Genomic DNA, 11,886 nt, shown 5'->3' with positions numbered 1-11,886 from the left:
GGCCCCGCACGCCGCAGGCGAGATGGATTTCGGCACTCGGTCCGCCGCGGGCGCGATCCGCCGTTTCGTTCCCGCCCCCCCCTTTTCGCCGCCGGCGGCGTGCCGGTGGGCGCGGACGGTGGTGGAGTCGACGGACACGAACCGGCCGACGTCACGCGCTCGGCGGGATGGCGAACGGGTCGTACTCCTCGGGCAGGAAGCAGCCGTAGTCCTGCAGGGGCCGCGGATCGTTCAGCACGATCCGCTGGTGCTCGCCCGCAGGTGAGAGACCGTCCGGGCGGTCCGGAACCTGTTGGCCGGGGAGCGCGGCGGACGCCGGCGCGTCGGCTGCGAGGCGGCCGAAGCGGTCCAGCAGGGCCCACACGGCGTCGTGGACGTCGCGGATGTCCTCGGCTGCCCGCTCCTCGGTGATCTCGGGGGAGGTTTCGCGGTACGCCGCGCGGGCCGAAGCGAGGAAGCGCTCCGGATCGACGACCACCACGTCCTGGCGCGTCCGAACGCTGATCGTCATCCCCGGCGTCGGGGCCTGCCTCTCATCCACCGGCCCACGGTGCTGCGAACGCGGGTCCGGGACAGGCCCGGGGCCCGTCCGGGCGATCGAGCGTCCCGGCCGCTGTGCGGCGACGCGGCCCGCGCACCCCGTGCTGCGACCCGGAGGGTACGCCGCGTCGCGGGGCGAGCCGTCCCGGCCGGGGGGCTAGCCGTGGATCTCGGCGCCGGCGTCGATCACCGTGTGCAGGAGGGCGGTCAGGTCGGTCTCGGTGGTGCGGGGGTTGAGCAGGGTCAGTTTGAGGCGGATTCGGCCCGGGCCGTGGCCGGGGATTTCGGTGCGGCCGATCACGGCTCGGCCGGTGCGGAGGAGGTCGCGGCGGAGTTGGGCGTTGATCCGGTCGCTGTCCGCCGGGTCGGGGGGGAGGTAGCGGAAGACCACGGTGGTCAGGACCGGGTCGCAGTGGAGTTCCAACTCGGTTGTGGTGCGGATGAGTTCGGCTGCCCGTAGGGCGCTCCGGTGGCAGCGGTCGACCAGGGCGCCGAGTCCTTCCCGGCCGAGGACGCGGAGGGTGACGGCGAGTTTGAAGGCGTCGGGGCGGCGGGTGGTGCGCAGGGACTGGCCGAGCAGGCTGGGGTAGCCGGCTTCCTCGTCGTCGGCGGGGTTGAGGTAGACCGCGCGGCGGGCGAGCGAGGCGTAGGTGCGGGCCTCGCGGGCCAGGAAGACGCCGGCGGCGGCGGGTTGCCAGCCGAGTTTGTGCCAGTCGAGGGAGACCGAGTCGGCCCGGTCGATGCCGTCGAGGAGGGGGGCGAGGCGTTCGGAGAAGAGGGCGCCGCCGCCGTAGGCCGCGTCGACGTGCAGCCAGGTGCCGTGGCGGGCGGCGAGGTCGGCGATGGCGGGGAGCGGGTCGATCGCGCCGGTGTCGGTGGTGCCGGCGGTGGCGACCACCGCGAGGGGGGTGGCGCCCTCCCGGTCCGCTTCGGCGAAGGCGTCGGCCAACGCGTCCGGATCCATCCGCAGTTGGCGGTCGACCCGGACGGTGCGGACGGCGCGTTCGCCGAGGCCGAGCAGGGCGGCGGCGCGCTGGACGGAGAAGTGCGCGGCTTCGGAGGCCAGGATGCGGGGGCGGACCCCGGCCGGCAGGCCGTTCAACTCGACGTCGGGGCCGAGGCGTTGGTCGCGGGCCAGCATCAGGCCCATCAGGTTGGACTCGGTGCCGCCGGTGGTCAGCACCCCGGCCGCCCGGTCGGGGTGGAAGCCGACCGAGGCGGCGAGTTCGGCGAGCAGTTCGCTCTCCAGCGCGGTCGCGGCGGGGGCCTGGTCCCAGGAGTCCTGGGACGGGTTGAGCGCGCTGACGGCGAGGTCCGCGGCGACCGCGACGGCCAGCGGCGGGCAGTGCAGGTGCGCGGCGCACCCGGGGTCGGCCGGGTCGGCGGCGCCGTAGGCCAGCAGGTGCGCCAACTCGCCCAGCGCGGACGGCCCCCGGGCCCCGGCCAGCGCCTCCCGGACGACCGTCGCGATCTGCTCCGGCGCCCCGGGGGCGATCGGCCCGCCGCGCCGCGCCGCGCCGGCCGCGAGCCCGGCCAGCACCTCGTCGATCAGCGGCCGCAGGGCCGCCGGCCCGGCGGTTCCGCCGGAGAGTTCGGCGCACCCGCCGGAGGGTTCGGTCGTCCCGCCGGAGAGTTCGGTCGTCCCGCTCATGCCCTGCCCGCCAACCTTCCTGCCCGAGGGTTGATATGACGCTCCGTCACGTCCGGTGTCCTGGATGTCACTTGTCGCCCGGCTGCCGCATCGCGGACTCGATCGCCGCGCAGAGCCGTTCGAGGACGGCCTCGGCCTGCTCGTCGGTGATGGTGAGCGGGGGCAGCAGCCGCAGGACGGCGTCGTGGCGGCCGCCGAGTTCGACGATCAGGCCGCGGGCGAGGCAGGCTTCGCGGACCCGGACGGCGAGGCGCGGGTCGGCGGGGTGGGCGCCGCAGCTGTCGGGGGTGCCCGCGGGGTCGACGAGTTCGACGCCGAGCATCAGGCCGCGGCCGCGGACGTCGCCGATCACCGGGAGGCGGTCGCGGGCGCCGTCGAGGCGGGCGGCGATCCGGGCGCCGACGGTCTCGGCCCGGGCGACCAGGCCGTTGGCGGCCACGTACCGGAGGGTGGCGGCGCCGGCCGCCATCGCCAGGGTGTTGCCGCGGAAGGTGCCGGTGTGGGCGCCGGGCTGCCAGCCGTCGTACTCGTCGCGGTAGACCACGACGGCGAGCGGGAGGCTGCCGCCGATGGCCTTGGAGAGCACCATCGCGTCGGGTTCGATGCCGCTGTGCTCGACGGCCCACATCCGTCCGGTGCGGCCGACGCCGGTCTGCACCTCGTCCAGGATCAGCGGGATGCCGCGTTCGGCGGTGATCCGGCGCATCTCGCGCAGCCAGGCGTCGGGGGCGGGGACGACGCCGCCCTCGCCCTGGACGGCCTCCAGGATCATCGCGGCGGGCGGCAGCACGCCCCCGGCCGGGTCGTCCAGCAGGCGCTCGGTGTAGGCGGCGGCGAGTTCGGCGCCGCGTTCGCCGCCGATGCCGAACGGGCAGCGGTAGGCGTAGGGGTAGGGCAGCCGGGTGACCTCGCCGCCGCTGGGCAGCGGGGCCTTGACGGCGGTGTTGCCGGTGACGGCGAGGGCGCCGGCGGTCATGCCGTGGTAGGCGCCGGTGAAGGCGAGGGCGCCGCGCCGGCCGGTGGCGGTCTGCATCAGCTTGAGGGCGGCCTCGACGGCGTCGGTGCCGGCCGGGCCGCAGAAGTGCACCCGGGACCGGGCGGCGAACTTCTCCGGGAGGCTCTCCAGCAGGGCGGTGGTGAAGTCGTCCTTCTCGGCGGTGGCGAGGTCGAGCAGGTGCAGGGGGGCGCCGCTGTCGAGGGTGCGGCGGATCGCGTCGAGCACCACCGGGTGGTTGTGGCCGAGCGCGAGGGTGCCGGCGCCGGAGAGGCAGTCGAGGTAGCGGCGTCCGTCGGCGCCCTCCACCGTCATGCCGTTCGCGCGCACCGGGACGATCGGGAAGGACCGGGCGTAGGTGCGGGCGGCCGATTCGCGGATGCGCTGGCGGCGCAGGATCGCGTCGCCGGCCGGTGCGGCGGGGGTGCCGACGGTGAGGGTCACAGCAGGAGCTCCCTTGGGAAGTTAGGTAAGCCTAACTTTATCTCCGGGGAGTCGGCGCTCGCCGCCGCCGGGCCCTTTGATCACCCGTCCGGGTGAGCGCGACAGCCCGGCTCCCCCCGGCCGGGCACCGCTGGACACCCCGACGGACCCCCCGCCCCTCCAACGAGCCGGAGCGCCCCGGGTCACGGCCGCCGCCCGACCGCTCCCCCGCCCAAGTACCCTCCCGTCCATGGACACTTCGCCGCTCCCGCCGTCCGCCGCCCACGCCCGCGAACTGGCCGAGACCCGCGCCTTCTTCGCCGAACGCGCCGCCCGCTGGGACAGCACCTACCCGGACGACAGCCCGCGCTACGCCGCCGCGATCGCCGACAGCGGCCTGGCCCCGGGGCAGTTCGCGGTGGACGCGGGCTGCGGCACCGGCCGCGCCCTCCCGCTGCTGCGGGCCGCCGTCGGCCCGGACGGCACCGTCCTGGGCGTCGACCTGACGCCCGAGATGCTCGACCGGGCCCGCGCCCACCGCGCGGACGCCGCCCTGGTGCTGGCCGACTGCACCCGGCTGCCGCTGCCCGACGCGGTCGCCGACCTGGTGTTCGGCGCGGGGCTGGTCTCCCACCTGCCCGGCCCCGCCGCCGGCCTGCGCGAACTCGCCCGGGTCACCCGCCCCGGCGGCCGGCTCGCGCTCTTCCACCCGCTCGGCCGGGCCGCGCTGGCCGCCCGCAAGGGCCGCCCGCTCACCCCCGACGACCTGCGCGCCCGCGAACACCTCTTCCCGCTGCTCGCCGCCAACGGCTGGGCCCCGCTCTCCTACGCCGACGAGCCGACCCGCTACCTGGTCCTCGCCGAGCGCGCCTGAACCACCGGGCGGGGCAGCGGAGGGGCGCCTCAGCCGCCGCTCCAGCGGTAGCCCAGCTCGGGGCGGCCGACCCGGCCGTAGCGGGGCTCGCGGGTGGCGCGGCCGGTGGCGACCAGGTGTTCGAGGTAGCGGCGGGCGGTGATCCGGGAGACGCCGGCGGCCTCGCCCGCGGTCCCGGCCGAGAGGCCGTCGGGGGCGGCGCGCAGCGCGGCGGCGACGGTGCCGAGGGTGTCGGCGGACAGGCCCTTGGGGAGGCTGCTGCGGTCGCTGCCGCGCAGCAGCGCCAGCGCCCGGTCCACCTCGTCCTGGCCGAGCGCCTGGCCGGGCCGGTCGAGGTTGGCCCGGTAGCGGGCGTACCGGCGCAGGCGGTCGCCCAGGGCGGCGGCGCCGAAGGGCTTCAGCAGGTACTGGACGACGCCCGCGCTGACGGCCTGCCGGACCATGGCGAGGTCGCGGGCGGAGGTGACGGCGATGACGTCTGCGCCGTGGCCCGCGGCGCGCAGCGCGGCGCACAGCTGCAGGCCGTGCCCGTCGGGCAGGTAGAGGTCGAGGAGGACCAGGTCGACGGGGGCGCCGGCGGTGCGGGCCCGCTCCAGGGCGCGGACTGCCTCGGCCCGGGAGCGGGCGACGGCGGCGACCGCGAAGCCGGGGGTGCGGGCGGTGTAGCGGGCGTGGGCGTCGGCGGCGACCGGGTCGTCCTCGACCACCAGGACGCGGATCGGCCGTCCGGTCACCGGGCCTCCACCGCCTCGCGCCGGGCCGGCAGGTGCAGCGGGAGCCGGACGGTGAGCACGGCGCCGCGCTCCCCGTTCCCGCCGGGGCCGCCCTCGGGTGCGCCGCTCCCGCCGGGACCGCCCTCGGGTGCGCCGCCGGGACCGTCCTCGGGTCGGCCGCCGAGCCGGACGTCGCCGCCGTTGCGGCGGGCGGTCTGGGCGACCAGCGCGAGGCCGAGGCCGCGGCCGTGCTGCTTGGTGGTCCAGCCGCGCCGGAAGACGTCCTCGGCGGCGGCGGGGTCGACGCCGGGGCCGCTGTCGGCGACCCGCAGCAGCAGGTGGCCGTGGTCGGTGCGGGCGGTGACCCGGACTTCGGGGGCGGCGTGGGCGGCGTTCTCGACGGCGGCGTCCATGGCGTTGTCGATCAGGTTGCCGAGCAGGGTGACCAGGTCGCGCGGGGTGAGCCGGTCGGGCAGCACGCCGTCGTCGATCCGGCTGTCCTCGGTGAGGTGCAGGTCGACACCGCGTTCGGCGGCCTGGGCGGCCTTGCCGAGCAGCAGGGCGGCGAGCACGGGTTCGCCGACGGCGCCGACGACCTGGTCGGTGAGCCGCTGGGCGAGGGCGAGTTCGGCGGTGGCGAACTCCACCGCCTCGCGGTGGCGGCCGAGTTCGATCAGCGAGACCACGGCGTGCAGCCGGTTGGCGGCCTCGTGGGCCTGCGCGTCGAGGGCCGCGGCGATCCCCCGGACGTTGTCCAACTCGCCGGTGAGACCCTGGAGTTCGGTGTGGTCGCGGAGGGTGACCACGGTGCCGAGGCCGGGCCCGACCGGGGAGGTGTTGAGCAGCACGACGTGCTCGGCGGTCAGGTGCACCTCGTCCCGGACCGGCTCGGCGCTCTCCAGCGCGCGAGTGAGCGACTCCGGCAGATCGAGCTGACGAACCGTCACATTCTCTGGCGGACCGGCCGGTTGGAGGAGTTCGCGGGCGGCGTCGTTGCACAGCAGGACGCGGTGGTCGCGGTCGAGCAGCAGCAGTCCCTCGCGGACGGAGTGCAACGTCGCCTGGTGGTAGTCGTACAGGTGCGCGAGCTGTTCGGCGTCCATGCCGTGGGTGTGCCGGCGCAGCCGGGCGGCGAGCAGGTAGCTGGCGGCGGCGCCGAGGGCGAGCGCGGCGGCGGCGACACCGGTCAGGGCGAGCAGCGGGGTGCGCAGCCGGGCGGTGATGTTGTCGACGGTGATGCCCGCGCTGACCAGGGCGACCACCCGGTGCCGCTGGTCGAGGACGGGGGTGACGACCCGGACGGACGGGCCGAGGGTGCCGGTGTACGTCTCGTGCTGGGTGCGGCCGGCCCGGGCCCGGTCGGTGTGGCCGAGGAAGGGCAGGCCGATCCGGCCGGGGTCGGGGTGGGTCCAGCGGATGCCGTCCGGGGCCATGACGGTGACGAAGTCGACGCCGGTGTCGGCCCGGACCTGCTCGGCGTAGGGCTGCAGGACGGTGCTGTGGTCGGGCCGGACGGCGGCCTCCCGGACGGTGGGGGTGTCGGCGACCGCGAGGGCGACGGCGGTGGCCTGCCGGAGGGCGGCGTCCTCGGCGCGCTGGGCGGTGAACAGGTAGGCCAGGACGGCGCCGCCCGCGACCACGGCCGCGACGATCACGACCTGGACGGCGAGCAGCCGGCCGGCCAGGCTGCGCCGGCGGCGGGACGGCGGCGGGCTGCTGGTCGGGTGCATGCCGACCAGTGTGCACGCCGGGGCCGGTGGGCCGAAGGCCCTTCGCGGACGGCCGTTCGCGGGCGGCGGCGGTGGCGGTGGCCGTGGCGGCGACGGTGGCCGTGACCCCGTGGCGTGAACAGTATGAACGCAAGCGTGCTCCGGTCGCGGCCCGGCCGGATAGTCGTGCGCGGCCCGCCACCCACGGGCCGGGCGCCCTCCCCCGGGGCGTGGACCGAGCCTACGGCGGAGGAGCCGCGAACATGGAGCCGACCCAGCACGGAGCACCGTCCGGCGCGAGAAGGGCCGACCGCACCCCCTACCTGTACCTGGCGGTGATCGCCGCGGTGGTCGCGGGCGTGGTGGTCGGGTTGGCGGCGCCGGGGTTCGCGGTGGAGTGGAAGCCGGTCGGCACCGGGTTCGTCAACCTGATCAAGATGATGATCTCCCCGGTGATCTTCTGCACGATCGTGCTGGGCGTGGGCTCGGTGACCAAGGCGGCGAAGGTCGGCCGGGTCGGCGGTCTGGCGCTCGGGTACTTCCTGCTGACCTCGACGGTCGCGCTGGGCATCGGTCTGCTGGTGGGCAACCTGCTGGAGCCGGGCAGCGGCCTGCACCTGACGGCGGCGCTGGCCAAGTCGGGCCACGCGCAGGCCGCGGCGGGCGCGGAGTCTACCACCGACTTCCTGCTCGGGATCATCCCGACCACCCTGGTCTCGGCGCTGACCGCGGGCCAGGTGCTGCAGACCCTGCTGGTGGCGCTGCTGGTCGGGTTCGCGCTGCAGGGGCTGGGCGCGGCCGGGGCGCCGGTGCTGCGCGGGGTGGAGCACCTGCAGAAGCTGGTGTTCAAGGTGATGTCGATGATCATGTGGGTGGCGCCGGTCGGCGCGTTCGGCGCGATGGCGGCGGTGGTCGGGGCGACCGGCGCCGCCGCGCTGAAGAGCCTCGCGGTGATCATGGTCGGCTTCTACGCCACCTGCGCGCTGTTCGTGGTCGTGGTGCTGGGCCTGCTGCTGCGGCTGGCCGCCGGGGTGAACGTGTTCGCCCTGCTGCGCTACCTCGGCCGGGAGTTCCTGCTGATCCTGTCGACGTCCTCCTCGGAGAGCGCGCTGCCGCGGCTGATCGCCAAGATGGAGCACCTCGGGGTGAGCCGCCCGGTGGTCGGCATCACGGTGCCCACCGGCTACAGCTTCAACCTGGACGGCACCGCGATCTACCTCACCATGGCGTCGATCTTCGTCTCGGAGGCGATGGACAGGCCGATGTCGCTGGGCGAGCAGCTCTCCCTGCTGCTGTTCATGGTGCTCGCCTCCAAGGGCGCGGCGGGCGTGACCGGCGCGGGCCTGGCCACGCTGGCCGGCGGCCTCCAGTCGCACAAGCCGGAACTCGTCGACGGCGTCGGCCTGATCGTCGGCATCGACCGCTTCATGTCCGAGGCCCGTGCGCTCACCAACTTCGCGGGCAACGCGGTCGCCACCGTCCTGATCGGCCACTGGACGGGCGAACTCGACCGCACCCGGCTGACCGCCGTCCTCTCCGGCGCACTCCCCTACGACGAGACCACCACCGCCGAGCCCGAGCCCACCGCCGTCCCCGCGCCCGCCGACCTGCCCGCGCAGTCGCCGAACCCCTCCGCGCAGCAGCCCGTCACCGGCGCCTGAGCCGGAGCACGGACGGGCCCTGAGGCCCGGTCAGGCCCGCTCGGGCGAGGTCAGGCCCGGTCGGGCGCGGTCAGACCGGGTCGGGGGTGGTGCCGGAGAGGGCCCAGGCGAGGCCGGTGGCGGGGTCCTCCAGGGCGAGGTGGAGGTGGCGGAGGTCGTCGGCGGGCTCGGTCCAGGCGAGGCAGTGGAGGCGGGCGACCAGGGCTTCGGCGCGGGGGCGGGCGGGGGCGGTGGCGCCGTCCATCGCGGTGAGCAGCCGCCAGACGGCGAGGCGGCCCTGGGCGGTGCCGCGGTCCGGGCGGGCGGAGGCGAGGTGGACCAGGGCGGGGTAGAGGGCGGCGAACGGGAGCCGGCCGCCGGTGACCTCGGGGCCGCCGGCGAGTTGGGCGGCGGCGTCGGCGGCGCGGCCCCGGACGCAGACGGCGGTGGTCCAGCCGGCCAGGGCGGCGAGCGCCTCGGTGGCCGTAAGACCGGTCAACCGGGCACCGGGGTTGGGGAGTTCGAGGACGGCGAGCCCTTCCCGGGTGGGCGGGGCCAGGTGCAGGGCGCGCCGGGCGCCGCCGCCGGGCAGGTACTCGCGGACCCGGGTGTCACGCTCCCAGCCGCCCTCCTCCCAGGGCTGGAGCCGGTACGGGACCCCGGTCTCGTCCGGGGTGTCGTCGCCGGGGTCCTCGCCGAGCAGGGCGCGGGTGTGTGCGGCCAGGCGGCGGATCGCGGGCGGCAGCGGGAGGGCGTCCAGGACGGACCGGGGGTGGCGGGTGGCCAGCACCTCCCAGAGCGGTCCGGCGTCGTGGTCGGCGGCGGTCGCGGGGGCGCCGGGCCCGCCGTCGGGGTCGAACAGCCGGGCGGCGAGGGCGGCGGGCGCGCCGTACGCGACCAGGTGGCCGAGCGGCCCGGAGAGCGGGTCGCCGAGCGCCCGGGCCAGCCGGAAGCGCTCCAGCAGCTCGTCCCAGCGGCCCTGTTCGGCGAGCCGCCGCCCGGACGGGCCCCACCCGTAGCGCTCCGGCCGCGCGGGCCCCGGCCCGTTCTCCACGATCATCCGCTCAATGTACGACCGTACCGGCGCGATCGACCGGCACCCCGGCAGTGACGGAGTGTCACGGAACGCCGGGCCCGCCCGACCGGTACGGCTGCGCCCCCATCAGCCCGTGCCGGTACGCGGCGGCCACCGCCTGCGAGCGGTCGCGCGCGCCGAGCTTGCCCAGGATCCGCTTGACGTGCGTCTTCACGGTGGACTCGGCGAGGTGCAGCAGCGCGGCGATCTCCTCGTTGGGGTGCCCCTCCGCGGCCAGCCGCAGCACCTCGCGCTCGCGGACGGTGAGCGCCGCCAGCGGGCCCGGGCCGACCGGCGGCCCGTGTGCGGGCGCGGGGACGGGCGCGGGCGCGGCCAGCAGGTGGCCGAGCAGGTCGCGGGTGACGGCCGGATCGAGGACCGCCTCGCCCGCGGCGACCGCGTGCACCGCGTCGATCAGCCGCTCCGGCGAGGCCCGCTTGAGCAGGAACCCGGCGGCCCCGGCCCGCAGCGCGCCCCACACCGACGCGTCGTGGTGGAAGGTGGTCAGCACCAGCACCCGGACGCCGCTCCCGGCCAGTCGGCGGGTGGCCTCGACGCCGTCGCAGCCGGGCATCCGGACGTCCATCAGGACCACGTCGGGCCGCAGCGCGCGGGCGAGCTCGACGGCCCGCAGCCCGTCCTCGGCCCGGCCGACCACCTCGATCCGGTCGGCGGTCCCCAGCACCACGGCGAGCCCTGCGCGCAGCAGCGGGTCGTCGTCGGCGATCAGCACTCGGACGGTGCCGGGGGCGCTCACCGCGTGCTCCCGGCGGGCAGGGTGACCCGGACCAGGAAACCGCCGTCCGGACCGGGCCCGCACTCGGCGGTGCCGTACAGGCGGACAGCGCGCTCGGCGATGCCGGTCAGACCGCGACCGGGACGGTGGCCCGGCGGCGGCCCGGAGCCGTCGTCGGCGATCAGCACCCGGACGGCACCGGGGGCGCTCACCGCGCGCTCCCGGCGGGCAGGGTGACCCGGACCAGGAAACCGCCGTCCGGACCGGGCCCGCACTCGGCGGTGCCGTACAGGCGGACGGCCCGCTCGGCGATGCCGGTCAGACCGCGACCGGGACGGTGGCCCGGCGGCGGCCCGGAGCCGTCGTCGGCGACCTCGACCACGGTGGTGCCGCCCCGCCGGACCACCCGGATCGCGGCGTGCCGGGCGCCGGAGTGCCGCAGCGCGTTGGTCAGCGCCTCCTGGACCACCCGGTACGCGCAGCGGTCCTGTTCCGCGGGCAGCGGCGGGGTGTCGCGGTGCAGCTCCACGGCCAGCCCGGCCCGGGCCATCCGCTCGGCCAGGTGCGGGAGTTCGGCGATGCCGGGTTCGGCGGGCGGCGTACCGTCCGGGAATTGGGGTGCGGTACCGCGCAACAGGCCGAGCACCCGGTCGAGTTCGCCGAGCGCGTCGCCGCCGGTCCGCTCGACCTCCAGCAGCAGTTCGCGGCTGCGCTCGGGGGCGCGCTCCATCAGCCGGCGGGCCGCGCCCGCCTGCACCAGCATCAGGTTCAGCGAGTGGCCCACCAGGTCGTGCACCTCGCGGGCGATCCGGGCCCGCTCCTCGGCGAGCAACTCCTCGCGGGCGCGCCGCCGTTCGACCGCCTGCCCGGCCAGCCGGCGGGCGCCCGCCCAGCCGGACGCCCACACCGCGAGCCACACCGCCAGCACGCCCACCGGCATCACCACCGCGACGTCCTGCCCGGTGAAGTACCCGGCGACCCCGACCACCACCAGCGGCGGCCCCCACCCCGCCCGGCCCCGGCCCCCGTACCGGCCCACCGCGTACGCGCCCAGCAGGTTGGCGTACGGCGAGATCGGGCTCGGCGCGACGGACTGCGCCTCCACCGCCAGCGCCAGCGTCGCCACCAGGTACGCCGTCAGCGGGGCCCGGCGGCGGGCCGCGACGGCGGCGGTGAGCAGCGCGGTCAGGGCCAGCGCGAACGGCATCCGGCCCTCGAAGCGGGCGGCGGCGCCCAGCCGTTCGGCGAGCATCGCCACGCCCAGCATGGCGGCCGGCGCGGCGTCTGCGAGCGGGTCCGGGAGCCGGACCGGGAGGCCGGTCGGGAGCAGCGCCGACAGCCGGGCCGGGAACAGGGACCGCGGCCGGGCCGGGGTGGGGGCGAACGCCCTTGCGGGGGAAGGACGGCGGAGACTTCGGACGGTGCTGGGCGGCATGGTGCGAGATCCTCGCTGCTGGGGGCGCGGCGGCCGGTCCGCGCAGCGAACCTACCGGACCGGTCCGGGCCCGGGGCCGGTCCTCCGGCGTTGTCC

General features: G+C 76.8%; 11 protein-coding genes. 2 read left to right on the top strand and 9 right to left on the bottom strand.

Annotation, left to right across the window (positions count from 1 at the left end):
- Positions 1-151 precede the first annotated feature (151 nt).
- From K353_RS26470 to K353_RS26460, 3 genes are all read right to left on the bottom strand, one after another.
- Positions 152-511: a hypothetical protein gene (locus tag K353_RS26470; protein ID WP_146616575.1), complete on the bottom strand. Its 360-nt coding sequence runs from the start codon at positions 509-511 to the stop codon at positions 152-154.
- 186 nt (positions 512-697) lie between these two features.
- Positions 698-2,191 (bottom strand): pyridoxal-dependent decarboxylase, encoded by a 1,494-nt coding sequence (locus K353_RS26465; protein WP_111556044.1) that lies wholly within the window; start codon positions 2,189-2,191, stop codon positions 698-700.
- Between the two features lie 67 nt (positions 2,192-2,258).
- Positions 2,259-3,629 (bottom strand): diaminobutyrate--2-oxoglutarate transaminase family protein, encoded by a 1,371-nt coding sequence (locus K353_RS26460; RefSeq protein WP_111556043.1) that lies wholly within the window; start codon positions 3,627-3,629, stop codon positions 2,259-2,261.
- Between the two features lie 229 nt (positions 3,630-3,858).
- On the opposite strand from K353_RS26460, the gene K353_RS26455 reads away from it, so the two are divergent.
- Positions 3,859-4,482, top strand: a complete 624-nt coding sequence (locus K353_RS26455) for a class I SAM-dependent methyltransferase (RefSeq protein WP_111556042.1) — start codon at positions 3,859-3,861, stop codon at positions 4,480-4,482.
- Positions 4,483-4,511: 29 nt separating this feature from the next.
- Here the strand turns inward: K353_RS26455 and K353_RS26450 are convergent, their stop codons facing one another.
- Together K353_RS26450 and K353_RS26445 are read right to left on the bottom strand one after the other, a co-directional pair.
- On the bottom strand, positions 4,512-5,216 hold the full coding sequence (locus K353_RS26450; RefSeq protein WP_111556041.1) for a response regulator: 705 nt from the start codon (positions 5,214-5,216) through the stop codon (positions 4,512-4,514).
- Positions 5,213-6,925 (bottom strand): ATP-binding protein, encoded by a 1,713-nt coding sequence (locus K353_RS26445; RefSeq protein ID WP_111556040.1) that lies wholly within the window; start codon positions 6,923-6,925, stop codon positions 5,213-5,215. The genes K353_RS26450 and K353_RS26445 overlap by 4 nt, the downstream gene beginning before the upstream one ends.
- Positions 6,926-7,167: 242 nt before the next feature.
- On the opposite strand from K353_RS26445, the gene K353_RS26440 reads away from it, so the two are divergent.
- Complete coding sequence (locus K353_RS26440) at positions 7,168-8,565, top strand: cation:dicarboxylate symporter family transporter (RefSeq protein WP_111556039.1); 1,398 nt, start codon at positions 7,168-7,170, stop codon at positions 8,563-8,565.
- Positions 8,566-8,635: 70 nt separating this feature from the next.
- On the opposite strand, the gene K353_RS26435 is transcribed toward K353_RS26440, so the two are convergent.
- The 4 genes from K353_RS26435 to K353_RS36970 are packed head-to-tail and all read right to left on the bottom strand — an operon-like array spanning position 8,636 to position 11,790.
- Positions 8,636-9,604 carry a hypothetical protein gene (locus K353_RS26435; RefSeq protein WP_111556038.1) on the bottom strand — a complete coding sequence of 323 codons (969 nt, stop codon included), beginning with the start codon at positions 9,602-9,604 and terminating at the stop codon, positions 8,636-8,638.
- 58 nt (positions 9,605-9,662) lie between these two features.
- Positions 9,663-10,376 (bottom strand): response regulator transcription factor, encoded by a 714-nt coding sequence (locus K353_RS26430; RefSeq protein WP_111556037.1) that lies wholly within the window; start codon positions 10,374-10,376, stop codon positions 9,663-9,665.
- Entirely contained in the window at positions 10,373-10,567 is a 195-nt protein-coding gene (locus K353_RS26425; RefSeq protein WP_111556036.1) for a hypothetical protein, read from the bottom strand. The genes K353_RS26430 and K353_RS26425 overlap by 4 nt, the downstream gene beginning before the upstream one ends.
- Complete coding sequence (locus K353_RS36970; RefSeq protein WP_111556035.1) at positions 10,564-11,790, bottom strand: sensor histidine kinase; 1,227 nt, start codon at positions 11,788-11,790, stop codon at positions 10,564-10,566. The genes K353_RS26425 and K353_RS36970 overlap by 4 nt, the downstream gene beginning before the upstream one ends.
- Positions 11,791-11,886: the final 96 nt, after the last annotated feature.

The organism is Kitasatospora sp. SolWspMP-SS2h, assembly GCF_003259315.1.
GTDB classification, from domain to species: domain Bacteria; phylum Actinomycetota; class Actinomycetes; order Streptomycetales; family Streptomycetaceae; genus Kitasatospora; species Kitasatospora fiedleri.
This window is presented reverse-complemented; position numbering and strand designations above follow the sequence as displayed.